21 protein-coding genes are annotated in these 24,665 nt (G+C 61.3%); 13 read left to right on the top strand and 8 right to left on the bottom strand.

Going from position 1 to position 24,665, the window contains the following annotated elements; all coding sequences use genetic code 11:
• The first annotated feature begins 44 nt into the window (after nt 1-44).
• From ivbL to ilvN, 3 genes are all read left to right on the top strand, one after another.
• Nucleotides 45-158: an ilvB operon leader peptide IvbL gene (ivbL, locus tag EGY12_RS10515; protein WP_154747116.1), complete on the top strand. Its 114-nt coding sequence runs from the start codon at nt 45-47 to the stop codon at nt 156-158.
• Between the two features lie 111 nt (nt 159-269).
• A complete protein-coding gene (ilvB, locus tag EGY12_RS10510; protein WP_123893483.1) occupies nt 270-1,964 on the top strand; it encodes an acetolactate synthase large subunit in 1,695 nt (564 codons plus the stop codon).
• A 3-nt stretch (nt 1,965-1,967) separates the two neighbouring features.
• Nucleotides 1,968-2,261 (top strand): acetolactate synthase small subunit, encoded by a 294-nt coding sequence (gene ilvN / locus EGY12_RS10505; protein WP_123893481.1) that lies wholly within the window; start codon nt 1,968-1,970, stop codon nt 2,259-2,261.
• A 27-nt stretch (nt 2,262-2,288) separates the two neighbouring features.
• Here the strand turns inward: ilvN and EGY12_RS10500 are convergent, their stop codons facing one another.
• The gene (locus tag EGY12_RS10500) at nt 2,289-3,059 is read right to left on the bottom strand and encodes a DedA family protein (protein ID WP_123893480.1); all 771 of its coding nucleotides are present in this window, start codon (nt 3,057-3,059) and stop codon (nt 2,289-2,291) included.
• Between the two features lie 214 nt (nt 3,060-3,273).
• Between EGY12_RS10500 and EGY12_RS10495 the strand changes: the two genes are divergently transcribed.
• From EGY12_RS10495 to rluA, 3 genes are all read left to right on the top strand, one after another.
• Entirely contained in the window at nt 3,274-5,640 is a 2,367-nt protein-coding gene (locus EGY12_RS10495) for a DNA polymerase II (protein ID WP_123893478.1), read from the top strand.
• Nucleotides 5,641-5,886: 246 nt separating this feature from the next.
• Entirely contained in the window at nt 5,887-8,793 is a 2,907-nt protein-coding gene (gene rapA, locus EGY12_RS10490; RefSeq protein ID WP_123893476.1) for an RNA polymerase-associated protein RapA, read from the top strand.
• Between the two features lie 57 nt (nt 8,794-8,850).
• Nucleotides 8,851-9,501: a bifunctional tRNA pseudouridine(32) synthase/23S rRNA pseudouridine(746) synthase RluA gene (gene rluA, locus EGY12_RS10485; protein ID WP_123893474.1), complete on the top strand. Its 651-nt coding sequence runs from the start codon at nt 8,851-8,853 to the stop codon at nt 9,499-9,501.
• A 143-nt stretch (nt 9,502-9,644) separates the two neighbouring features.
• On the opposite strand, the gene djlA is transcribed toward rluA, so the two are convergent.
• Nucleotides 9,645-10,466 carry a co-chaperone DjlA gene (gene djlA / locus EGY12_RS10480; RefSeq protein ID WP_123893472.1) on the bottom strand — a complete coding sequence of 274 codons (822 nt, stop codon included), beginning with the start codon at nt 10,464-10,466 and terminating at the stop codon, nt 9,645-9,647.
• Nucleotides 10,467-10,694: 228 nt separating this feature from the next.
• Here djlA and lptD point away from each other — a divergent pair, with 228 nt between their 5' ends.
• The 6 genes from lptD to apaH all read left to right on the top strand — a co-directional run bounded on the left by lptD (nt 10,695) and on the right by apaH (nt 17,459).
• Complete coding sequence (gene lptD, locus EGY12_RS10475) at nt 10,695-13,058, top strand: LPS assembly protein LptD (protein ID WP_123893470.1); 2,364 nt, start codon at nt 10,695-10,697, stop codon at nt 13,056-13,058.
• 65 nt (nt 13,059-13,123) lie between these two features.
• Nucleotides 13,124-14,425 carry a peptidylprolyl isomerase SurA gene (gene surA, locus EGY12_RS10470; RefSeq protein ID WP_123893468.1) on the top strand — a complete coding sequence of 434 codons (1,302 nt, stop codon included), beginning with the start codon at nt 13,124-13,126 and terminating at the stop codon, nt 14,423-14,425.
• The gene (gene pdxA, locus EGY12_RS10465; RefSeq protein WP_371415426.1) at nt 14,403-15,404 is read left to right on the top strand and encodes a 4-hydroxythreonine-4-phosphate dehydrogenase PdxA; all 1,002 of its coding nucleotides are present in this window, start codon (nt 14,403-14,405) and stop codon (nt 15,402-15,404) included. Before surA ends, pdxA begins: the two co-directional genes overlap by 23 nt.
• Entirely contained in the window at nt 15,397-16,215 is an 819-nt protein-coding gene (gene rsmA, locus EGY12_RS10460) for a 16S rRNA (adenine(1518)-N(6)/adenine(1519)-N(6))-dimethyltransferase RsmA (protein ID WP_049198132.1), read from the top strand. Before pdxA ends, rsmA begins: the two co-directional genes overlap by 8 nt.
• Nucleotides 16,216-16,227: 12 nt before the next feature.
• Nucleotides 16,228-16,605 (top strand): Co2+/Mg2+ efflux protein ApaG, encoded by a 378-nt coding sequence (gene apaG / locus EGY12_RS10455; RefSeq protein ID WP_016929119.1) that lies wholly within the window; start codon nt 16,228-16,230, stop codon nt 16,603-16,605.
• 2 nt (nt 16,606-16,607) lie between these two features.
• Nucleotides 16,608-17,459, top strand: coding sequence for a bis(5'-nucleosyl)-tetraphosphatase (symmetrical) ApaH (gene apaH, locus EGY12_RS10450; protein WP_123893465.1), 852 nt, complete (start codon nt 16,608-16,610; stop codon nt 17,457-17,459).
• Between the two features lie 46 nt (nt 17,460-17,505).
• Here apaH and EGY12_RS10445 read toward each other — a convergent pair whose 3' ends face one another.
• The 4 genes from EGY12_RS10445 to EGY12_RS10430 all read right to left on the bottom strand — a co-directional run bounded on the left by EGY12_RS10445 (nt 17,506) and on the right by EGY12_RS10430 (nt 21,463).
• Nucleotides 17,506-19,395 carry a PhoX family phosphatase gene (locus EGY12_RS10445; RefSeq protein ID WP_123893463.1) on the bottom strand — a complete coding sequence of 630 codons (1,890 nt, stop codon included), beginning with the start codon at nt 19,393-19,395 and terminating at the stop codon, nt 17,506-17,508.
• Nucleotides 19,396-19,575: 180 nt separating this feature from the next.
• The gene (gene folA, locus EGY12_RS10440; RefSeq protein ID WP_123893461.1) at nt 19,576-20,058 is read right to left on the bottom strand and encodes a type 3 dihydrofolate reductase; all 483 of its coding nucleotides are present in this window, start codon (nt 20,056-20,058) and stop codon (nt 19,576-19,578) included.
• Nucleotides 20,059-20,201: 143 nt separating this feature from the next.
• Nucleotides 20,202-20,666, bottom strand: a complete 465-nt coding sequence (locus EGY12_RS10435; RefSeq protein ID WP_033637072.1) for a threonine/serine exporter — start codon at nt 20,664-20,666, stop codon at nt 20,202-20,204.
• Nucleotides 20,663-21,463, bottom strand: a complete 801-nt coding sequence (locus EGY12_RS10430; protein WP_123893460.1) for a threonine/serine exporter ThrE family protein — start codon at nt 21,461-21,463, stop codon at nt 20,663-20,665. Before EGY12_RS10430 ends, EGY12_RS10435 begins: the two co-directional genes overlap by 4 nt.
• A gap of 127 nt (nt 21,464-21,590) precedes the next feature.
• Here EGY12_RS10430 and EGY12_RS10425 point away from each other — a divergent pair, with 127 nt between their 5' ends.
• Nucleotides 21,591-22,205, top strand: a complete 615-nt coding sequence (locus tag EGY12_RS10425) for a LysE family translocator (RefSeq protein WP_015376619.1) — start codon at nt 21,591-21,593, stop codon at nt 22,203-22,205.
• A 35-nt stretch (nt 22,206-22,240) separates the two neighbouring features.
• Here the strand turns inward: EGY12_RS10425 and kefC are convergent, their stop codons facing one another.
• Together kefC and kefF are read right to left on the bottom strand one after the other, a co-directional pair.
• Complete coding sequence (kefC, locus tag EGY12_RS10420; protein WP_123893458.1) at nt 22,241-24,094, bottom strand: glutathione-regulated potassium-efflux system protein KefC; 1,854 nt, start codon at nt 24,092-24,094, stop codon at nt 22,241-22,243.
• Nucleotides 24,087-24,644: a glutathione-regulated potassium-efflux system oxidoreductase KefF gene (kefF, locus tag EGY12_RS10415; RefSeq protein WP_038873389.1), complete on the bottom strand. Its 558-nt coding sequence runs from the start codon at nt 24,642-24,644 to the stop codon at nt 24,087-24,089. The genes kefC and kefF overlap by 8 nt, the downstream gene beginning before the upstream one ends.
• Between the last annotated feature and the right edge of the window lie 21 nt (nt 24,645-24,665).

Below are 24,665 nucleotides of genomic sequence, written 5' to 3'. Positions count from 1 at the left end.
AATTTTGCGCCTGTGTTTTTATAAAAACCTGACTTTTTTTACTGATGATAAGGTTCCCTGTGATCGCATCTTCGCTGACTTCGACCCTACTAGTTACCGCGCTACCAGCCGCGGTGGTCGTCGTGCGTGTGGTGGTGGTCGTCGGCAATGCGCCGTAGGGTCCGAATCAACGCATCGATTCCCAAACCCCGCCGGCGCAAACCGGGCGGGGTTTCTTGTTTTAGCACCCTGCCCAGAAAAGCTCACCGGCCTTGAGAAAGGACAGGAACATGGCAACTTCGGGCTCACCTCAACCGGGCACCAGCTTCACCGGCGCACAATTGATCGTTCATCTGCTGGAGCGGCAGGGCATTACCACCGTCGCCGGCATTCCCGGCGGTGCCGCGCTGCCGCTGTATGACGCGCTGAGCCAAAGCACCCGCATACACCACGTGCTGGCGCGCCACGAACAGGGCGCGGGCTTTATGGCACAGGGCATGGCGCGAGCCAATGGCAAAGCGGCGGTGTGCATCGCCTCCAGCGGGCCGGGCGCCACCAATCTGGTCACCGCCATTGCCGACGCCAAGCTCGACTCCATTCCGCTGGTGTGCATCACCGGGCAGGTGCCTTCCTCAATGATCGGCACCGACGCCTTCCAGGAGGTGGACACCTACGGTATCTCCATTCCGATCACCAAGCACAACCACCTGGTGCGCGATATTCGCGAGCTGCCGCAGGTGATCGGCGACGCCTTCCGCATTGCCGAGTCCGGCCGCCCCGGCCCGGTATGGATCGATGTGCCGAAAGACGTGCAAACCGCCACCATCACCCTGGAAGCGCTGCCGCCGATCGCCGCGCCGGACGCCGCACCGACCTTCGATCCGGCGCTGGTTTCGCAGGCCGCCGCGATGATCAACCAGGCTAAACGCCCGATCCTCTACCTGGGCGGCGGCATCATCTGCGCCGACGCTCACCGACAGGCGGTGGAACTGGCCGAACGCGCCGGTCTGCCTACCACCATGACGCTGATGGCGCTGGGCGCGATGCCGGTGGAACACCCGCTGTCGCTGGGTATGCTGGGCATGCACGCGGCGCGCAGCACCAACTTCATTCTGCAGGAGGCCGATCTGCTGATCGTGCTGGGCGCGCGCTTCGACGATCGGGCAATCGGCAAAACCGAGCAGTTCTGCCCTAACGCCGCCATTATTCACGTGGATATCGACCGCGCCGAGCTGGGCAAGGTCAAGCAGGCCAACGTGGCGATCCATGCCGACGTCGGTCAGGTACTGCAACAGCTGCTGCCGCAGATCGACACACAGCCGCGCAGCGCGTGGCTGAACACCGTCAACGACCTGAAACGCGAGTTCCCGTTCAACATGCCGAACGCCGACGATCCGCTGAGCCATTACGGCCTGGTGCTGGCCGCCGCACGCTGCGTGGACGACAGCGCTATTATCACCACCGACGTGGGCCAGCATCAGATGTGGGTGGCGCAGGCCTATCCGCTGAGCCGGCCGCGTCAGTGGCTGACTTCGGGCGGCCTGGGCACCATGGGCTTCGGTCTGCCGGCGGCGATCGGCGCGGCGTTGGCGGAACCGGAGCGTAAAGTGCTGTGCTTCTCCGGCGACGGCAGCCTGATGATGAACATTCAGGAAATGGCCACTGCAGTCGAGCACGGTCTGGACGTGAAAATCATTTTGATGAACAACCAGGCGCTGGGGCTGGTGCACCAGCAGCAAACCCTGTTCTACCAGCAGCGCATTTTCGCCGCCGCCTATCCGAAGCGCACCGATTTCCTGAAGATCGCCGCCGGATTCGGGCTGGATACCTGCGATTTGAACGCCGCGGAAGATCCGCAGGCCGCGCTGGCCGAAGCGATCCAACGCCCGGGCCCCTGCCTGATCCACGCGCTGATCGACATTAACGAAAAAGTGTTCCCAATGGTGCCGCCGGGCGCCGCCAACATCGACATGATTGGAGAATAAGCCATGCTGCAACCGCAAGATAAACCCCAAGTGATCCTGGAGCTGGCCGTGCGCAACCATCCCGGCGTCATGTCGCACGTTTGCGGGCTGTTCGCCCGTCGCGCGTTCAACGTCGAAGGCATTTTGTGTCTGCCGTTGAAAGACGGCCAACAGAGCCGCATTTGGCTACTGGTCGCCGACGACCAACGGCTGGAGCAGATGATAAGCCAGGTGGAAAAGCTGGAAGACGTGCTGCAGGTGAATCGCCACAGCGAAGACGTGCGGGTATTTGAACAGCTCGAAGCGTTCTTCCAATAAAGTGAATGGGGGCTGACGCCCCCGTAATCATTGCCCGGACAGCACCTGCCACAGCAGGTGCCGATACACCGGCATCAGCGGCTGCTGGCTCAGCAGATAACCGACCGCCAACGCCGCCAGCCAACTCACGGCGCAAACTACGCGCAGCCGCAGCGGCGTCAGCCAGCGGCTAAGCCGATCGGCGTTGCGCTTGCCCTCACGCCACCAGCGCCAGCTCAGCCACACTGCCAGCCAGAGGGTGAGCGCCGCGGCGAGCAGCAGCCACTTGAACATCGCGCTGTTGGCGCCGGCAGGGATGTCGATCGCCACGCCCGCCAGGATGCCGGGGAAAAAATAGACCGGCGGCCAGGTCAGGCAGCCGATGATGTTCGGCAAGGCAAACTTGTACGGCGGCAGATCGAGCATGCCGGCCACCATCGGCACCAGCGGGCGCGTCGGGCCAACGAAGCGGCCGATCAGAATGGTCGCCATGCTGTGCTGATGCAAGGCGTGTTCGGTTTTGTCGAGCAGCGCCTTGTTCTTCTTCAGGAACGACCAGCGATGCAAGGGCCCCTTGAAGGCGCGGCCGACGAAATAAGAGATCCAGTCGCCGAGCAGGCAGCCGACGATGCCCGCCGCCCAGGCGTAGTAAAAGTCCACCTTGCCGCTGCCAATCAGAGCGCCGATGCTGGCCATCATCACCGTGCCGGGCAGCAGCAGCCCCACCAGCGCCAGCGATTCGAGAAAAGCGACCAGCAGAACGACCATCAGAGTGAAAGCCAGTGACTGGGTGATCAAATCTTGTAAATAGGCTTCCATTACACCTCTGCGGATTATTCGGCCAAACGGGGCGAAGGATTTTCCAGTGCCGCCGCAGACGAGTCAATCGATGAATTGTATGCGTATTTGGCAACGCCGCATGGCGATGGACAATTACTGTATAAAAACCCATACTATAATTTATCTATATTAGCGCCAAAACCGACATCTCGCTGAATGTCGCGCACGCCGCCCGGCGGAAGACGAAGGGGTTATGACAGCACTGCAACAGGGTTTCCTGCTCACTCGCCACTGGCGTGACACGCCTGCCGGCACCGAGGTTGAATTTTGGCTGGCGACCGATGCGGGCCCGCGTCAGCTGCGTCTGCCGCCGCAAACCTCGGTGGCGTTTATCCCTGCCGAGCAAAGGCAGCGTGCGGAACTGCTGCTGCGGGAAGAACGGCAGGCCGAGCTGAAACCGCTGGAACTGACGGATTTCCATCACCGCCCGATGCTGGGGCTGTACTGCCGCCAGCACCGTCAGCTCATCAAGCTGGAAAAACTGCTGCGGGAAGGCGGCGTTGCGGTCTATGAAGCCGACATTCGTCCGCCCGAACGCTATCTGATGGAGCGCTTCATCACCGCGCCGGTGTGGTTCAACGGCCAGGCCAACGGCGGCGGGCCGTTGCTCAACGGCCAGATGAAACCGGCGCCGGACTACCGCCCGACGCTCAGGCTGGTGTCGCTGGACATCGAAACCACCGCCCACGGCGAGCTTTACTCCATCGCGCTGGAAGGCTGCGGCCAGCGGCAGGTCTACATGCTGGGGCCGGCCAACGGCGGCGATGAGCCGCTGGATTTCGATCTGGAATACTGCGCCAGCCGCCCTCAACTGCTGGAACGGCTGAACGCGTGGCTGGAGCGCCACGATCCTGACGCCATCATCGGCTGGAACCTGATTCAGTTCGATCTGCGTGTGCTGCAAAAGCACGCCGAACGCTACCAGATCCCGCTGCGGCTGGGACGCGGCGGCAACCTGCTGGAGTGGCGCGAGCACGGCTTCAAACAGAACCACTTCTTCGCCGCCGCCGCAGGCCGCCTGATCATCGACGGTATCGAGGCGCTAAAATCCGCCACCTGGAACTTTCCCTCCTTCAGCCTGGAATACGTTTCGCAGGAGCTGCTGGGCGAAGGCAAGGCCATCGACAACCCTTATCAGCGCATGGCGGAGATCGACCGGCGCTTCGCCGAAGACAAGCCGGCGCTGGCCCGCTACAACCTGAAGGACTGCGAACTGGTAACGCGCATCTTCGCCAAGGCCGATCTGCTCAACTTCCTGCTGGAGCGCGCCACCGTCACCGGGCTGGCGGCCGATCGCAGCGGCGGATCGGTCGCGGCCTTCAGCCACCTCTATATGCCGCGCATGCACCGCCTGGGCTTTGTCGCCCCCAATCTCGGCGAACAGCCGGAGGAACACAGCCCCGGCGGCTTCGTGATGGATTCCCGGCCCGGCCTGTACGACTCGGTGCTGGTACTGGACTACAAAAGCCTGTATCCGTCGATCATCCGCACCTTCCTGATCGATCCGGTCGGGTTGGTGGAAGGCATGCGCCACCCAAACGACGCCGACTCGGTGCCCGGCTTTCGCAACGCCCGTTTCTCGCGCAGCAAACACTGCCTGCCGGCGATCGTCGAGCAGATCTGGCAGGGCCGCGAGGCCGCCAAGCGCCAACACAACAAGCCCCTGTCGCAGGCGCTGAAGATCATCATGAACGCGCTGTACGGCGTGCTGGGATCGAGCGGCTGCCGCTTCTTCGATCCGCGGCTGGCGTCATCGATCACCCTGCGCGGCCACGAGATCATGCGCCAAACCCGCGAGCTGATCGAAGCCGAAGGCTATCAGGTGATTTACGGCGATACCGATTCCACCTTCGTGTGGCTGAAACAGCCGCATGAAGAACAGCAAGCGGCGCAGATCGGCCAGGCGCTGGTGCAGCGGGTCAACGCCTGGTGGCAACAGCATCTGCAGCAGCAGTTCGGGCTGGAGAACGCGCTGGAGCTGGAGTTCGAAACCCACTATTCCCGCTTCCTGATGCCGACCATTCGCGGTGCCGAACAGGGCAGCAAAAAACGCTACGCCGGCCTGATCGCGCGCGCCGGCGGCGAGGAAGAGATGGTGTACAAAGGCCTGGAAACGGTGCGCACCGACTGGACGCCGCTGGCGCAGCAGTTCCAGCAGCAGCTCTATCAGCGTATCTTCAAACGGCAACCCTACCAGGACTACGTGCGCGACTACGTCGGCAAAACCCTGAACGGCGACTTCGACGATCAACTGGTGTACCGCAAGCGCCTGCGCAGAAAGCTCGACGACTATCAGCGTAACGTGCCGCCGCACGCCCGCGCCGCGCGTATCGCCGACGACTACAACCGCAGCCAGGGGCGACCGCTGCAGTATCAGAACGGTGGCTGGATCAGCTATGTGATGACCGTCGCCGGGCCGGAACCGCTGGAAACGCGCCATTCGCCCATCGACTATCAGCATTACCTCGAACGCCAGCTGCAACCGGTGGCAGACGCTATACTCCCTTTCTTGCACGACGATTTCACCACGCTGGTCACCGGGCAGATGGGGCTGTTTTGAGATTGCGCCAGGTTAAGAAAAATCATCCGGTTTTGCAGGTGACGAACGCGCCGCCTTCCATTACCATAGCGCCCTTCCCAAAACTGAACCACGCTTAGCCCTGCCGTCTCGCGACGTCTGCATGGCGTGAACGGCTATTGCCCGTCAAATTTAAAACAAACCGGGATAGCAGACGTTCAGTACAGGTGCCGCGGCCCTTCCCGCCCGGTAACAAGACTTACTTACAAAGAATCGAGCCGACAATATATGCCTTTTACTCTTGGTCAACGCTGGATCAGCGACACGGAAAGCGAATTAGGACTGGGCACCGTCGTGGCGCTGGACGCGCGCATGATTACCCTGCTTTTCCCCGCCACCGGTGAAAACCGCCTCTATGCCAGAAACGATTCGCCGATCACCCGTGTGATGTTCAACCCGGGCGATACCGTCAGCAGCCACGAGGGATGGCAGCTGCAGGTGGAAGAGGTGAAAGAGGAAAACGGTCTGTTGACCTATATCGGCACCCGCCTGGACACCCAGGAAAGCGGCGTGGCGATGCGTGAAGTGCTGCTGGACAGCAAGCTGACCTTCAGCAAACCGCAGGATCGCCTGTTCGCCGGCCAGATTGACCGCATGGACCGTTTCGCGCTGCGTTTCCGCGCGCGCAAATACCAGAGCGAGCAGTATCGCCTGCCGTTCGCCGGCCTGCGTGGCATGCGCGCCAGCCTGATCCCTCACCAGTTGCACATCGCCCATGAAGTCGGCCAGCGCCATGCGCCGCGCGTCCTGCTGGCGGACGAAGTCGGCCTCGGCAAAACCATCGAAGCCGGCATGATCATCCACCAACAGCTGCTGGCGGGCCGCGCCGAGCGCGTGCTGATCGTGGTGCCGGAAACGCTGCAGCACCAGTGGCTGGTGGAGATGATGCGCCGCTTCAACCTCTACTTCTCGCTGTTCGACGACAGCCGCTACGCCGAAGCCAAGCTCGACAGCAGCAACCCGTTCGAAACCGAACAGCTGGTGATCTGCTCACTGGACTTCGTGCGCCGCAACAAGCAGCGCCTGGAAGAGCTGGCGGACGCCCAGTGGGATCTGCTGGTGGTCGACGAAGCGCACCACCTGGCCTGGAGCGAAGAAGCGCCGAGCCGCGAATATCAAGTGATCGAACAGCTGGCCGAGCACATCCCCGGCGTGCTGCTGCTGACCGCCACCCCGGAGCAGCTGGGCCAACAGAGCCACTTCGCGCGCCTGCGCCTGCTCGATCCGAACCGTTTCCACGACTACGGCGAGTTTGTTGCCGAGCAGCAGAAATACCGCCCGGTAGCCGACGCCGTCACCCTGCTGCTGAGCGGTGAACGCCTGGCCGACGACAAGCTGAACCTGCTGGGCGAGCTGATCGACGAGCAGGACATCGAACCGCTGCTCAAAGCCGCCAACAGCGAAGGCGACAACGCCGAGCAGGCGCGTCAGGAGCTGGTTTCCATGCTGATGGATCGCCACGGCACCAGCCGCGTGCTGTTCCGCAACACCCGTAACGGCGTGAAGGGCTTCCCGCACCGCAACCTGCACCAGATCAAGCTGCCGTTGCCGACCCAGTACCAGACCGCGATCAAAGTCTCCGGCATCATGGGCGCCAAGAAGTCCGTCGAAGCGCGCGCGCGCGACATGCTGTACCCGGAGCAGATCTACCAGGAATTCGAAGGCGAGAACGCCACCTGGTGGAACTTCGACCCGCGCGTCGAGTGGCTGCTGGACTACCTGCTGGCCAACCGCAACGAAAAAGTGCTGGTGATCTGCGCCAAAGCCGACACCGCGCTGCAGCTGGAGCAGGTGCTGCGCGAGCGTGAAGCGATCCGCGCCGCGGTGTTCCACGAAGGGCTGTCTATCATCGAGCGCGACCGCGCCGCCGCCTACTTCGCCTCCGAAGAGGAAGGCGCGCAGGTGCTGCTGTGTTCCGAGATCGGCTCCGAAGGCCGCAACTTCCAGTTCGCCAGCCAGCTGGTGATGTTCGATCTGCCGTTCAACCCGGATCTGCTGGAGCAGCGCATCGGCCGTCTGGACCGTATCGGCCAGATGCACGATATCCAAATCATGGTGCCTTACCTGGAGCACACCGCGCAGGCGGTGCTGGGCCGTTGGTTCCACGAGGGGCTGGATGCCTTCGAACACACCTGCCCGACCGGCCGCACCATCTACGACAGCTGCTACGAGCAGTTGATCGGCTATCTGGCCGCACCGACCGAACAGGAAGGCTTCGACGAATTCATCCACGCCTGCCGCCAGCAGCACGATCAGTTGAAAGCCCAACTGGAACAGGGCCGCGACCGCCTGCTGGAGATGCACTCCAACGGCGGCGACAAGGCCCAGGCGCTGGCCGCCGCCATCGCCGAGCAGGATAACGACGTCAACCTGGTGGGCTTCGCGCTCAACCTGTTCGACATCGTCGGCATCAATCAGGAAGACCGCAGCGACAACCTGATCGTGCTGACGCCGTCCGATCATATGCTGGTGCCCGACTTCCCTGGCCTGCCGCAGGACGGCTGCACCGTCACCTTCGACCGCGACCAGGCGCTGTCGCGCGAAGACGCGCAGTTCGTCAGCTGGGAGCACCCGATCATCCGCAACGGCCTGGATCTGATCCTGTCCGGCGACACCGGCAGCTGTGCCGTGTCCCTGCTGAAAAACAAAGCCTTGCCGGTCGGCACCCTGCTGGTTGAGCTGGTCTACGTGGTGGAAGCCCAGGCGCCAAAACACCTGCAGCTGACCCGCTTCCTGCCGCCGACGCCGATCCGCATGCTGATGGATCGCAAAGGCACTAACCTGGCGGCGCAGGTCGAGTTCGAAAGCTTCAACCGCCAGTTGAACGCGGTCAACCGCCACACCTCCAGCAAGTTGGTCAACGCCGTGCAGCAAGACGTACACGCCATGCTGCAGCAGGCGGAAAGTCTGGTGGAAGCGCAGGCGCGCACGCTTATCGAACAGGCGAAGCAAGAGGCGGATGACAAACTGAGCGCCGAGCTGGCGCGTCTGGAAGCGTTGAAAGCGGTCAACCCGAACATCCGCGACGACGAAGTCGAAACGCTGGAGTTCAACCGCCGTCAGGTGCTGGCCAACCTCAATGAAGCCGGCTGGCGTCTGGACGCCATTCGTCTGGTGGTGGTCACCCACCAGTAACCGGCGCGACGCGGGGAGGCAACCGCCTCCCCGTTCGGCCCTTTTCGCGGAGCCAAGATGGAACCCTACAATCCCCCGCAGGACCCGCTGCACATCCTGTATCAGGATGAACACATCATGGTGGTCAACAAGCCCAGCGGCTTGCTGTCGGTGCCCGGCCGCGCGCCGGAAAACAAAGACAGCCTGATGACCCGCATTCAGACCGATCATCCGGCCGCCGAATCGGTGCACCGGCTGGACATGGCCACCAGCGGGGTGATCGTGGTGGCGCTCAACAAGGCCGCCGAGCGTGAGCTGAAGCGTCAATTTCGCGAACGCGAACCGAAGAAATCCTATATCGCCCGCGTTTGGGGGCATATGGCGCATGACGAAGGGTTGGTGGACTTGCCGCTGATCTGCGATTGGCCGAACCGGCCACTGCAAAAGGTGTGTTTTGAAACCGGCAAAGCGGCGCAGACGGAGTATTTGGTACTGTCGCGCGACGCCGACGGCAGCACGCGCGTAAAGCTGACGCCGATCACCGGCCGCTCGCACCAGCTGCGGGTGCACATGCTGGCGCTGGGACACCCGATCCTCGGCGACGGTTTCTACGCCCCGCCGGAGGCCAAGGCGATGGCGCCGCGGCTGCAGTTGCATGCGCAAGAGCTGCGCATCACCCATCCCGCCTTCCAAACGCCGATGCACTTTCGCGCCGAGCCGGATTTCTGAGCTCATCGCCCAGGGATACCCTAAATAATTCGAGCTGCAGAAAGGCGGCAACTAAGCGCAGTCCCGGGAGCGTACAAAAAGTACGTGACCGGGGTAAGCGCGGGCAGCCAACACACCTGCAGCTCGAAGTATGACGGGTATCGTTATTTAAAGCCTTTCTCGCGTTTGATCAGGTCGTACGCCGCCTGAATCTCCTGCGCTTTCTGCTTGGCCATTTCCATCATCTGCGGCGGCAAGCCTTTCGCCACCAGCTTATCCGGATGGTGTTCGCTCATCAACTTGCGGTAGGCGCGTTTGATGGTGGTAGCATCGTCGCTGCTGCGCACGCCGAGCACCTTGCACGCATCTTCAAGCGTCGGGCCACGCTGAGCCTGCTGATAGCCGCCCTGCGAATATCCGCCCTGCTGACCGCCGCCGAACTGGCGCCCACCTTCCATCATGCTGAGGAACTGATCGAACTGCGCGCGCGAAATGCCCAGCTCTTCGGCGATGACGTACAGCACCTGACGTTCGTTCGGATGCAGCGAGCCGTCGGCGAACGCCGCCTGAATCTGAATTTCCAGAAACATCCGAATCAAATCGAAGCGGCCGAAACAGATGCTGCGGAACTGCTGCAGTGTCTCACGCAGCGGGAACTGGCTCTGTTTGCCCTCGCGGAACGCCTGCTGCGCCGCGATGCGCGCTTCGCCGTGCAGCTGCAGGCGATCCATGAACAGGCTGGCGATCTGGATATCCGCCTCGGTAACGCGTCCTTTGGATTTGGTCAGGTGGCCCATCACCTGAAAAGTGGTGCGGAAAAACAGCGTTTGCCGCGTTTGCTGGTCGGTGAAGAACCCCCGGCTGCGCTTATTACTGCGCGCCGTATCGATCATATGACCGATAATCAGCCCCAGAACTACACCCCAGAATCCCGCGCCAGACCAAATGGCGACGATGACGCCGAGCAGTTTTCCCCAATACTGCATATACTCCTCAATTATCATGCCGAAAGCCGCCCACTCCCCTTCGCTTCAGGAAAGGGTGCAGGCGATTTTTCCCAGAATTTGGATTATCATACCTGTCATTTATCTTTGCGCCTAACGACGACGCAAGTAAACGGCTGGATTTAGCACTAGCGCAACGCAGATGAGTAATATAGTCTCTGACCGTTTGCCGGACATGACGCCTCTGATGACGGAACACCAAAACCGCGTATGAAAAAAAGTTTCCCAACACTGCTGGCCACGATGATTTGGACGGCACTCTACAGTCAGCATGCGCTGGCTGATCTGGCCGAGCAATGCATGCTTGGCGTTCCCGTTTACGACAAGCCTTTGGTCAGCGGCGATCCGAACAGCCAGCCGGTGACCATCAATGCCGATGACTCGCGCGCCGACTACCCGAAAAGCGCCCTGTTCAGCGGCAACGTGCGTGTCGAGCAGGGCAACAGCACCCTGACCGCCAAAGAAGTTGAGCTGAACCAGACGCAAAACCCTGGCCAGGCGGAACCGGTACGCACCGTCACCGCCACCGGCGACGTGCACTACAGCGACAATCAGATCAAACTGAAAGGCCCGAAGGCATGGTCGAACCTGAACACCAAAGATACCGACGTCTATGAAGGCGACTACCAGATGGTGGGCCGTCAGGGGCGCGGCGACGCCGACAAGATGAAAATGCGCGGCGCCAACCGTTACACCATTCTGGAAAACGGCACCTTTACCTCCTGTCTGCCGGGCGACGACAGTTGGAGCGTGGTCGGCTCCGAAGTGATCCACGATCGCGAAGAGCAGGTGGCGGAAGTGTGGAACGCCCGCTTCCGCATCGGCGGCGTGCCGGTGTTCTACAGCCCGTACCTGCAGCTGCCGGTCGGCGACAAGCGCCGTTCCGGCTTCCTGATCCCGAACGCCAAGTACGGCAGCAACAACGGCTTCGAGTTCATGTTGCCGTACTACTGGAACATCGCGCCGAACTATGACGCCACCATTACGCCGCACTATATGTCCAAGCGCGGCCTGCAGTGGCAGACCGAGTTCCGCTATCTGGTGCAACCGGGCCTTGGCCTGATGGAGTTCGACTGGCTGCCGGACGACAAGGAATACAGCAAGGAAGATCCGAACAACAGCACCCGTTGGCTGTTCTACTGGAACCACAACGGCGTGATGGACCAGGTGTGGCGCTTCAACGTCGACTACACCAAAGTCAGCGATTACAAATACTTCACCGATCTGGACTCCAAGTACGGCTCCACCACCGATGGCTACGCCACGCAGAAATTCAGCCTCGGCTACGCCAACGAGAACTGGAACGCCACGCTGAGCTCCAAACAGTTCCAGATTTATGACAATACCGACCGCACCCTGTCTGATACCTACAAGGTGCAGCCGCAGTTGGATCTGAACTACTACAAAAACGACCTCGGCCCGTTCGATTTCCATATTTACGGCCAGGCGGCCAAGTTCACCAGCGTCAACCCGTACAGCCCGGACGCCACCCGTCTGCATATGGAGCCGACGCTCAACCTGCCGCTCACCAACGGCTGGGCCAGCCTGAACACCGAAGCCAAGCTGATGGCGACCCACTACCAGCAGGATATTCCTGACGGTTTTGCTGCCAACTATCAGAGCCGCAAAGGTGCCGCTGCACCGGACCTTGATGATTCGGTCAACCGCGTCTTGCCGCAGTTCAAGGTCGACGGCAAGCTAGTGTTTGAGAGGCCGATGATCTGGGCCGAAGGCGCCACCCAGACGCTGGAGCCGCGCGTGCAGTACCTGTACGTGCCGTATCGCAACCAGAGCAACATCTACACCTACGACACCACGCTGCTGCAGACCGACTACTCCGGCCTGTTCCGCGACCGCACCTACAGCGGCCTGGATCGCATCGCTTCACAGAACCGCGTTTCCACCGGTTTGACCACCCGCATTTATGATGACGCGCTGGTTGAACGTTTTAATGCTTCCGTGGGTCAAATCTACTACTTCAGCCGTTCCCGTACCGGTGATCAGATGACCGGTTACGACAACAATGACGATACCGGCAGCGTGGCCTGGGCCGGCGATACCTATTGGAAAATCGACGATCGTTGGGGCCTGCGCGGCGGCCTGCAGTACGACACCCGCCTGAACAGCGTCTCGCTGGGCAACGGCGTGGTGGAATACCGCCAGGACGCCGAGCGCGTGGTGCAGTTGAATTACCGTTACGCCACGCCGGAATATATCCAGACGGCGCTGAACACCAGGCAGGTTCCGGCCTTCCAGGATGGCATCTCGCAGGTGGGCATCACCGGCAGCTGGCCGATCGCCGATCGTTGGGCGGTGGTCGGGGCGTACTATTACGACACCCGCGCCAAACAATCTGCCGATCAGTTGGTGGGGCTGAAGTACAACACCTGCTGCTGGGCGGTGACACTGGGCTATGAGCGCAAGATCACCGACTGGAATACCAGCAACAATACCAGCGTTTACGACAACAGAGTTTCGTTCAACGTCGAACTGCGCGGCCTGAGCAGCGATCATAGTCTCGGCTCCGCGGAAATGCTGCGCTCCGGCATTCTGCCGTATCAGCGCGCATTCTGACGCTTTGCAACACTTTGAAAACGAGAACTTTCACCCGCATTTGCGGATTACATAATGGGAAATGTATGAAGAACTGGAGAACGCTTATTCTCGGATTGGTGGTTTGCGCCAATGCCGCGTTCGCAGCACCCCAAGAAGTGGATAAAGTCGCCGCCGTCGTGGATAACGGCGTGGTACTCGAAAGCGACGTCAACGGTCTGTTGCAATCAGTGAAGCTCAACGCTCAACAAGCCGGCCAGCAACTGCCGGACGACAAGACGCTGCGCCATCAGATCATCGAACGCCTGATCATGGATAACATCCAGCTGCAGATGGCCAAGAAAATGGGCATCACCGTGTCCGACGCCGATCTGGACAAGGCGATCGCCAATATCGCCGCGCAGAACCGCATGAGCGTCGATCAGCTGCGTAGCCGTCTGTCGTACGAAGGGTTGAACTACAACACCTACCGTTCTCAGATTCGTAAAGAGATGCTGATCTCCGAAGTGCGTAACAACGAAGTGCGCCGCCGCGTTACCATCCTGCCGCAGGAAGTCGACTCGCTGGCGAAACAGGTGGGCGCGCAGAACGGCAGCGACACCGAAATGAACATCAGCCACATCCTGATCCCGCTGCCGGAGAACCCGTCTCAGCAGCAGGTCGACAAAGCCGAAGAGCTGGCCAAACGCCTGGTGGGTGAGATCAACAGCGGCGCCGACTTCGGCAAGCTGGCGATCACCTACTCCGCCGACTCTCAGGCGCTGAAAGGCGGCAACATGGGCTGGGGCAAGCTGCAAGAGATCCCGACCCTGTTCGCGGAACGTCTGGTAAGCGCCAAGAAAGGCGACGTCGTCGGCCCAATCCGTTCCGGCGTCGGCTTCCACATCCTGAAAGTGAACGACATCCGCGGCGCCAGCCAGTCAGTGTCGGTCACCGAAGTGCACGCCCGTCACATCCTGCTGAAACCTTCCGTGGTGCTGACCGACGATCAGGCGCGCGCTAAACTGCAATCCGTTGCGGAAGCGATCAAGAGCGGCCGCGCCAAGTTTGCCGACGAAGCCAAACAGCTGTCGCAAGATCCGGGTTCCGCCATGCAGGGCGGCGATCTGGGCTGGGCTTCCCCGGACATCTACGATCCGGCCTTCCGCGATGCATTGCTGAAGCTGAGCAAGGGTGAAATCAGCGCGCCGGTCCACTCTTCCTTCGGCTGGCACCTGATCCAGCTGCTGGATACCCGCCAAGTGGATAAGACCGACGCCGCGCAAAAAGATCGCGCTTACCGTATGCTGTTCAACCGTAAGTTCGCCGAAGAAGCGCAGACCTGGATGCAGGAACAGCGCGCCCAGGCTTACGTGAAGATCCTCGATGGCAGCGATGCACAGCAATAAACGCGTCGTCATTACCCCCGGCGAACCCGCCGGGGTAGGGCCGGATTTGGTGGCAGCGCTGGCGCAACAGGATTGGCCTGTTGAGCTGGTGGTGTGCGCCGATCCGGCCCTGCTGCTTGAACGCGCCAAGCGTTTAGGCTTGCCGTTGACGCTGCGCGACTACCAGCCGCAGCAGCCGGCCGAAGCGCAACGCGCCGGCACGCTGACCGTGCTGCCGGTTCAGCTCGCTCACCCGGTCACCGCAGGGGAGCTGAACGTCGGCAACAGCGCCTACGTAGTGGAAACGCTGGCGCGCGCCTGCGACGGCTGCCTGAACGGCGAATTCGCTGCGCTGATCACCGGCCCGGTTAACAAAGGCGTGATCAACGACGCCGGCGTGCCGTTTATCGGCCATACCGAATTCTTTGCCGATCGCAGCCGCTGCGATCGCGTGGTGATGATGCTCGCGACCGAAGAACTGCGCGTGGCGCTGGCGACCACCCACCTGCCGCTGCTGGCGGTGCCGGGCGCCATCACGCAACAGAGCCTGTTCGAAGTCATCCGCATCCTCGACCACGATCTGAAAACCAAATTTGGCATCGCCCGGCCGCACATTTACGTTTGCGGTCTGAACCCCCACGCCGGGGAAGGCGGCCATATGGGGCACGAAGAGATAGACACCATCATCCCGGCGCTCGATGCGCTGCGCGCTGACGGTATCCATCTTGTCGGCCCGCTGCCGGCGGACACCCTGTTCCAGCCCAAATATCTGCAAGATGCCGATGCGGTGCTGGCGATGTATCACGATCAGGGGCTGCCGGTGCTAAAATACCAAGGGTTCGGCCGCGCGGTGAATATCACCCTCGGTTTGCCTTTCATACGCACCTCGGTCGACCACGGTACCGCTCTGGAACTGGCCGGCACCGGCACCGCCGATGTCGGCAGTTTCCAAACGGCCCTGAATCTCGCCATTAAAATGATAATTAATTGTAATGAATAACAGAGTCCACCAAGGGCACTTTGCCCGCAAACGCTTTGGACAAAACTTTTTAACCGATCAGTTTGTCATCGATAGCATTGTCTCCGCCATTCACCCGCAGCCGGGCGAAGCGGTAGTCGAGATCGGCCCCGGTCTCGGCGCCCTGACCGAGCCGGTCGGCGCACGCATGGACCGCATGACGGTGATCGAGCTGGACCGCGATCTGGCTACCCGGCTGGAGAATCACCCGCAGCTGAAAGACAAGCTGACCATCCGCCAGCAGGACGCCATGACGGTGAATTTCGCCGAACTGGCCGAGGAAGCTGGCCAACCACTGCGCGTATTTGGTAACCTGCCGTACAATATTTCGACGCCTCTGATGTTCCACCTTTTCAGCTATACTCAGGCAATCCGCGACATGCACTTTATGTTGCAAAAAGAGGTGGTCAACCGTCTGGTGGCCGGCCCGAACAGCAAGGCCTACGGGCGTTTGACCGTGATGGCGCAGTACTACTGCAACGTCATCCCGGTGCTGGAAGTGCCGCCGACCGCGTTCGCGCCGCCGCCGAAGGTCGATTCCGCCGTAGTGCGTCTGGTGCCGCACAGCGTAATGCCGAACCCGGTGAGTGACGTGCGCATGCTGAGCCGCATCACCACGCAGGCGTTCAACCAGCGGCGGAAAACCATCCGCAACAGCCTGGGCGACCTGTTTACGCCGGAGCAGCTGACGGAGCTGGGCGTCGATCCTTCGCTCAGAGCAGAAAATATTTCTGTGGCGCAGTATTGCAAGCTGGCGAACTGGCTGTCAGCCAATCCGGCGCCGCAGCAATAAGGAGTTGTTGTCATGATTGATTCGCCCCGCGTGTGTATTCAGGTTCAGAGCATCTATGTGGAATCACAGTCGATCCCTGAAGAAGAGCGTTACGTCTTCGCCTATACCATCACCATCCGCAATCTGGGGCGGACCGACGTGCAACTGCTGGGCCGTTACTGGCTGATCACCAACAGCAACGGCCGCCAAACCGAAGTTCAGGGTGAAGGAGTGATTGGCGAACAGCCCGTCATTCCGCCCGGCGGAGAATTTCAGTATACCAGCGGCGCCATTCTGGAAACGCCGCTGGGCACCATGGAAGGCCATTACGAAATGGTTGACCATCAGGGTCAACCGTTCCGCACCGCTATTCCCGTGTTTCGCTTAGCCATTCCAACGCTGATCCATTAATTATGTCGACATACCTTATCGGCGACGTTCACGGCTGTTTTAATGAACTGAAGTCGCTGCTGGCTCAGGCTGCTTTCGATCCCGCGCGCGATCAATTGTGGCTGACCGGCGATCTGGTGGCGCGCGGCCCCGCCTCTCTGGACGTGCTGCGCTTCGTGCGCTCACTCGGCCCGGCGGTGCGCATGGTGCTGGGCAACCACGATCTGCACCTGCTGGCGGTCTACGCCGGCATCAGCCGCAACAAACCCAAAGATCGCATCACCCCTCTGCTTGAGGCGCCGGACGCCGACGAGCTGATCAACTGGCTGCGCCGCCAACCGGTGCTGCAGGTGGATGACGAGCAAAAGCTGGTGATGGCGCATGCCGGCATCACTCCGCAGTGGGATATCGACACCGCGAAAATGTGCGCACGTGAAGTGGAAGCGGTATTGAGCAGCGACAGCTACCCGCTGTTTCTCGACGCCATGTACGGCGACATGCCGAACAACTGGGCGCCGGAGCTGAGCGGCCTGGCTCGCCTGCGTTTCAGCACCAATGCGTTCACTCGCATGCGCTACTGCTTCCCCAACGGCCAGCTCGATATGATCTGTAAAGATGCGCCAGGCACAGCGCCAGCGCCGCTGAAGCCATGGTTCGATCTGCCGCGCCTGGTGGATCCGGAATATACCATCATCTTCGGCCACTGGGCCTCGCTGGAAGGCAAGGGCACGCCGGAGGGCGTGATCGGGCTGGATACCGGCTGCTGTTGGGGCGGCGATCTGACGATGCTGCGCTGGGAAGACCGCCGTTACTTCACGCAGCCCGCCAACCGTGGCGAGGCGCCTGGCCAAGCCGGCAGATTAGCCGCGTCCTGAAAACATAAAGGCGGCCCCGGAGCCGCCTTTGTTCTCTTTACCCGCCTTATGCTCCAATCACCCCGCCATCTTCACGCGTGATCATCAATACCGATGAACGCGGGCGTGGACTGTTGTTCGGAAAGTGCGAGTCCCCCTCTTCTCCCGGATGTTGCACGTTGACGAACATCGTCTTGTAGTCCGGAGTGAAGGTGATACCGGTCAGTTCACAGGACTTCGGCCCCACCATGAAACGGCGAATTTCACCGCTGACCGGATCGCCCACCAGCATCTGATTGTTGCCCTGTCCGACGTAGTCCCCCTTGTTGCTGTACTTGCCATCGGTGAGGATCCACAGGCGGCCGGCGCGATCGAAGCCCAGCCCGTCCGGGCTGTTGAACGTGTTGTCCGCCGTGATGTTCGGCGTGCCGCGGTTGACGCCTTCCGGGTGGGCTATCGGGTTGCCACACAGCGCATACATGTCCCAGGCAAAGGTGTCGGCGGTGGCGTCGCCGCCTTCATCCCAGCGAATGATCTGGCCATAGATATTGTTCGGCCGCGGGTTGGCGGCGTTCAGCGGCATCCCTTCCTCACCGCGCTTGCTGTTGTTGGTCAGCGTGCAGTACGCGCGGCCGTCATGCGGGTTCACCGCTATCCACTCCGGACGATCCATTTTGGTAGCCCCGACCTGCTGCGCCGCCTTGCGGGCGAAGATCAGCACTTCGGCCTCGTCGCGGAAGCCGTTCTCCGGCGTCAGGCCGTTCTTGCCGAATTCGAGCGCAATCCAGCGTCCTTTGCCCTTCAGCGGCGTGCCTGCTTCGTCGCCGTCGAACTGCGCCACGTACAGCGTCCCTTCGTCCAGCAGCGTGCGATTGTTGGCCGGATTGGCGGCGTCGACCACGCCTTTGGAAACGTACTTGTAGATATGTTCGCCTCGCTCGTCGTCACCCATGTACACCACCAGGCGACCGTCTTTGGCCACGATCACCGCCGCATTTTCATGTTTAAAACGGCCCAGCGCGGTGTGCTTGATTGGCGTCGAGGTTGGATTCAGCGGGTCGATCTCCACAATCCAGCCGTGGCGGTTGAATTCGTTGGGGTTCTTCGCCACATCGAACCGTTCGTCGTAGTCCGGCCAGTTGCGTTCCGGCTCGCTGACCTTCAGCGTGTAGCGTTTTTGTTCCGGCGTGGTTGGGTAATCGGCCTGACGGGTGCCGAAATAGGTATCGAAGTTTTCTTCGCAGGTCAGGTAGGTGCCCCACGGCGTCTTGCCGTTGGCGCAGTTGCCGAAGGTACCCAGCACCTTGCGCCCGCTCGGATCGGCGGCAGTCTGCAGCAGCGGATGCCCGGCGGCCGGGCCGCTGAACTGCATTTCGGTGTTGGCGGTGATGCGGCGATTATAGCGCGACGGGCGCTCCAATTCCCAACGCTGGCCTTCGCCGATACGCTTTACCGCCACGATGGAAACACCATGCGCCGCCTGCGATTTACGCACCTCTTCCAGGCTGGTGGCCTTGGCACCGCCATGGGCGAACAGATACTGTTCGTTAACGTATTCGTTATTGATGGCCATCACGCCGTGGCGATCGTCGATCGGGAAGAAGCTCATGCCGTCGTTGTTGTCGCCAAACTGCTTTTCCTGATCGGCGGCGCTGTTATTGCCCTGCGGATCGAAGGCCGGCGCGCCATCCACCAGCGGCTCGCCCCAGGAGATCAGCACCTCCGCACGATAACCCTGAGCGATGGTCACCTCGTCGGCGGTAGAGGCGGCGATACCCTGAAAGCCCAGCAGCTTGTTCGGCGGCAGATCATCGGCCAACGCCTCGGCGGAGACCGACCAGATACCGCCGCCGAGAAAACCGGCCAGGCCGACAGCGCCGGCGCTGCCGAGCAGCAGTTTGCGGCGAGTAGGATCGATCAGGCGGTCGGCGTCTAATTGCTCAATTTGCTTGGTCATAGCGTGGTTACCTTTTTAGTTATGGCGCCACGGTCAAGATTCACCAGAGTTGCCGGGGCGCTCGGAGTTGGGCTTCATACTAATCAGGTAATGTGACGGAAAGGTTACGAACGACAGGCGCAAAAAGGCCGGGGGCGCAATTGCTTGCGCCCCCGGGAAGAGTTGGCTAACGCGCGGAAATCAGCGGCGCTGCAGGATCTCGAAGCAATAACTGTGCGAGTTCAGATCGTCGGCGTCGTGGAACTCGCTGAACGTGGTTTCCCACTCGTCCGGCTCGTAGTCCGGGAAGTGAGTATCGCCGCCGACTTCGGCGTCGATGTGCGTCAGGTACAGACGATCGGCGCGCGGCAGCAACTGGGTATAGATGCGCCCACCGCCGATTACCATCACTTCTTCCACATCGCCGGCGGCGGCCAGCGCCTCATCCAGCGAGCTCACCCAGGTCACCCCGGCTTCGCTGCCCGGCCGGCTGCTCAAAACGATATTGTGGCGGCCCGGCAGCGGGCGGCCGATGGACTCAAAGGTCTTGCGGCCCATAATAACCGGCTTATTCAACGTGTTGCGTTTAAACCACGCAAGGTCCGCCGGCAGGTGCCACGGCATGGCGTTTTCCATGCCAATAACGCGATCCGCCGCCAAGGCAGCGATCAGGCTGATAATCATTGTTTAACCCTGTGTAGGCAGCAAAATTGGTGACACTATACGTAAAGGCCTGAGTGGCGTCGATAGGCTAATCAAGCAAGATGAATATATAAGATAGCTCTTATCAGCATATCTAATAACCAACGATCTCCCGCCGGGAAACTTCACACGCCGGGGCGTTTGCGGTACAGCCAAAGGCCCGGTAACGACAGGCCTATAGACAACGCGCCGACGATGAAACTGGCCTTGAGGAAGTTGGTGATCATGGTTTCCATCAGGGCTTCGCTATAGCCAAGATGCGAGATTTCCACCACCGTTATCATCGCGGTATAGGCGGAAATGCCGGGGAACATCGGGATCACTGCCGCCACGGTGAACACCTTCGGATGCGCCAGCAGCCAACGCGACCAGTAGATGCCGATGATACCGATCAGGATTGCCGCCAGCAGCGAGGCCCACTCGATGTTCATGCCGCCGTGCATCATCAACATGCGCGAACCGCGCCCGATTGCCCCGAGCAACGCGCAATAGCGCAGTGCGCGCAGCGGCACGTTGAACACCATGGCGAAGCCCAGCGCCGGCACCGCCGCCAACAGCATCTCCTGCAACAATGCCCACAGCAGACTCATGACCACCCCCGCAGATCCCACAGCGACATCGCCATCACCACCCCGATGCAGGTCGCCAGCGTCAGCAGGCTGGCCATCGCCCAGCGCGCCAGCCCGGTATTGACGTGCCCCTTGAACATGTCGGCCACCGCGTTGATCAGCGGGAAACCCGGCACCAGCAACAGCACGCTGGCGGCCATCGCCACGCTCGAGGTGTCTTTAAACGCCGGCAGGCGCAGCAGCAGTCCGGAGATCGACGTAGCGACAAACGCCGTCAGGCAAAAATTGATCAGCGGATTCATCTGGCGGGCGGTTAGGATTTGACGCACCAGCATCGCCGCGCCGCTGGCAATAAAGGTCACCAGGAAGGCATCGCCGCCGCCGCCGTTGAGCATGCTGAAGCATCCGCAGGACAACCCCACCATCAGCACCACCAGCCAGCGCGGGTAGCGCAACGGCCGGATCCTTTCAAAACGGCGCGCCACGTCGTGCGCATCCGCCAGGTGGTGCTCGGCGAGGATCACGATATGCTGCACTTCGGTCACCACCTGCATATTGATGCCGCGATCGACGTTCTTGCGGGTGGTGGTCAGACAGGCCCCGTGGCTGAGGGTGGTCAACACCACCGCATTGGCGGAGATCGAGCTTTCCACGCTGTCCATCCCCAGCGCCAGCCCCAGGCGGGTCGACAGCTGTTCCACCACCGTGCTCTCGGCGCCGTGCTGCAACAGCAGCAGCGCGCATTGAATGCACAGGCGGGTAATTTCACGCTGTTGCCGATGCGGCTCAGGCATGTCTGTGGCGTTAGTCTGCGGCATGATGCTCCATCGCTGGCGGTAGATGAATTATTATCATAGAGCCTAACAATACCTCATTGGGTTGATGCGCATCAGAGGAAGCGGCGTTATTATCGCCAGAACTCTCTCTTTTGCGCGAGACGCTCCCATGCTTGAAACTTCGCTGTTCGTCGCCGGCATTGCCGCCCTCGGCATGCTTTCCCCCGGCCCGGATTTTTTCCTGGTGATTAAAAACGCCGCCCGCTATCCGCGGTTGGCCGCCATGATGACCGCCTTCGGCGTGATCTGCGGCGTCGCTACCCACATGTCCTACTGCGTCGCCGGGCTGGCGGTGGTGATCACCACCACGCCGTGGCTGTTCAACCTGTTGAAATACGCCGGGGCGGTCTATCTGGTGTGGATCGGTATCCAGGCGCTGCTGTCGCGCGGCGGCGGCAAAATGAACGTCAGCAATTTGCCGCAGCAGCAGGTCAGTCTGAAGAGTGCCTTTGCGCAAGGCTATTTGTGCAACCTGCTGAACCCGAAGGCCACCCTGTTCTTCCTGGCGGTATTCACCCAGGTGCTGCAGATCGATTCCGGCCTGGGCGACAAGCTGTGGTACGCGGGGATTATTCTCGGCCTGTCGGTCATCTGGTGGCCGCTGTTGGTGTTCCTGATCCAGAGCGGGCCGGTGCGCCGCGGGCTGGAAAAGACCCAGAAGATTGTCGACAAGCTGCTGGGCGGTATGCTGATCGCCTTGGGCATCAAGGTCGCGCTGAGCTAAGCAAAAAACGGGGCGCCGATCTGGCGCCCCTGCTCTTATCCTTTGGCTTCCACCACTTCGTCCTCCGGCGCCTTGCCGTCGATACTGCCGCGCCAACCGGTCTGCTGCACCCGCGCCAACCGATTCTGATCCTGCTCGATAGCCGCGCTGAGCATCTCCTTGGCCCGCTGCAGGCTGGCGATGCGGAACTCGGTATCCTGATAGTTCTCCAGCGTGTCTTCCAGCATCTTCAGGTTATAGCGGCGGAACGTGTCCGCTTTCTCGCGCGCCTCATAGGCGTCCAGCCCCAGCAGCTCCAGCGTTTCGCGGCCGATGCGCAGCGAACTTTCAAAGGTTTCGCGCTCCGGTTTTTCCACCCCCAGCTGCCGCAGCTGATACCAGTGATCGACGTCGCGCGCCCGCGCCACCACCTTCAGATGCGGGAAGTGCTGCCTGGCCAGCTCGGTTAACGCCAGGCTGTCGTCCACGTCGTCGATGGCGTTGATCAGCACCTTGGCGTGGGCGGCGCCGGCGGCCTCCAGCAAATCGGCGCGCGTGGCGTCGCCGTAGAACACCTTGGTGTCAAATTTGCGCAGCGTTTCGATATGGTCAGGATCGTGATCCAGTACCACGGTGTGTACGCCGTTGGCCAACAGCAAGCGGCCGGCGATCTGGCCGAAACGGCCGAAGCCGGCGATGATCACGCTGGCATTTTCGTCGTCGATGACGTCAGCCGGGCGCTCCTCTTTCGGCGCATTTTTCTCCAGCTGCGCGGCGATCACCAGCAGCAGCGGGGTAGCCGCCATCGATAACGCCACCGCCAGCGTCAGCGACTTGGCCCATTCGACCGGCAATACGCCGGCCAGCTGCGCGGCGCTGAAGATCACGAAGGCAAACTCACTGCCCTGCCCCAGCAGAATGGCGAACAGGCCGCGCTGACGCTTCGGCACGCCGAGCAGCGGCCCAATCAGCCACAGCAGCGCCGCCTTGATCAGCATAAAGCCCAGCAGCAGCGAGGCGATCAGCAGCGGGTGATGGAACAGCGTGCCGAAGTCGATAGACATGCCGACGCCGATAAAGAACAACCCCAGCAGCAGCCCCTTGAACGGCTGAATATCGCTCTCCAGCGCGTGGCGGTATTCTGAGCTCGCCAGCAGCACCCCGGCGAGGAACGCCCCCATCGCCATCGACAGTCCGGCCATCTCCAGCAGGATGCCGAAACCGAACACCAGGAACAGCGCCACGGCGCTGAACACTTCGCGCATGCCCGAACGGGCAACGAAGTGCAGCAGCGGGCGGGTGACATAGCGGCCGAGCAGCACCACCATCGTCAACGCGCCCACCACCTTGGCTGCCGACAGCACAAAAGCGCCCAGCGTGGTGGTGGCGCCGCTGCTGGCCAACAGCGGGATCATCGCCACCAGCGGGATCGCCGCGATATCCTGGAACAGCAGCACCGCGAATGCGCTGCGGCCGATCGGCGACGGCGTCAGGTTGCGTTCGCTCATCGCCTGCATGGCGATGGCGGTGGATGAGAGCGCCAGCGTCAGACCGATCAGCAGCGCCACCTTCCAGTTGAGGCCGAGGAAGTAACAGAAGGCGCTCAGCGCCAGGCCACAGCCCACCATCTGAATGCTGCCGCCGCCGAAGACCGAGGCGCGCAGCGTCCACAGTCGTTTGGGATCCAGCTCCAAGCCGATGATAAACAGCATCAGCACCACGCCGATCTCGGCGAAGGTCAGGATCGACTCGGCGTCCGACACCAGCTTCAGCCCCCAGGGGCCAATGATGCAGCCGGCAATCAGGTAACCGAGCACCGAGCCCAGCCCCAATCGCACCGCGATCGGCACAAACAGCGCCGCGGAGCCGAGGTAGATCAGCCCCTCTATCATCATGTGGTGGTTATCCATGGCTGGCCTCCCGGGTTTCCGCTTCGGCATGTTCCATCAGGTAGTCGACCAACCGCTGACGATAGGCTTCGCCGGCGGCGAGCAGCGCCGGCTCATTGCAGGTAAAGGTATTGTGCAGGGCGAAATAAGGCTGCCAGTTCATGCCGCAATAGATCGCCGTGGCCTGCAGCGGCTGCGCCAGCGCGGCGAAGTTGGGAAAGTCGCCCAGCTCGAAGTGGTGCTCGTCGCCGCCGCTGGTCACCGCCCACAGGCAGTCTTTACCCACCAGTGCGTTGCCGTCGTGGCCGTAGGCCCAACCGTGCTCCAGCACTTTGTCGATCCACAGTTTCAACAGCGGCGGGAAGCTGTACCATTGCATTGGATGCTGCAGCACCACCAGGTCGGCGCGCTCCAGCGCCCGTTGCTCGGCGTTGATGTCGATATTGAAATCGGGGTACAGCTCATACAGCGAGCGCACCTCGACCTCGGGGAGATCCCTCACCGCCTGCAGCAGGCGCTGATTGGCATGCGAATGCCGGGGATACGGGTGAGCATAAATTATCAGAATCATTGTTATCGTCGTTCCTTCGTT

The organism is Serratia sp. FDAARGOS_506 (assembly GCF_003812745.1).
Lineage (GTDB): Bacteria > Pseudomonadota > Gammaproteobacteria > Enterobacterales > Enterobacteriaceae > Serratia.
The sequence above is the reverse complement of the archived record's forward strand: the minus strand, read 5'-3'. Positions and strand labels throughout refer to the sequence as shown.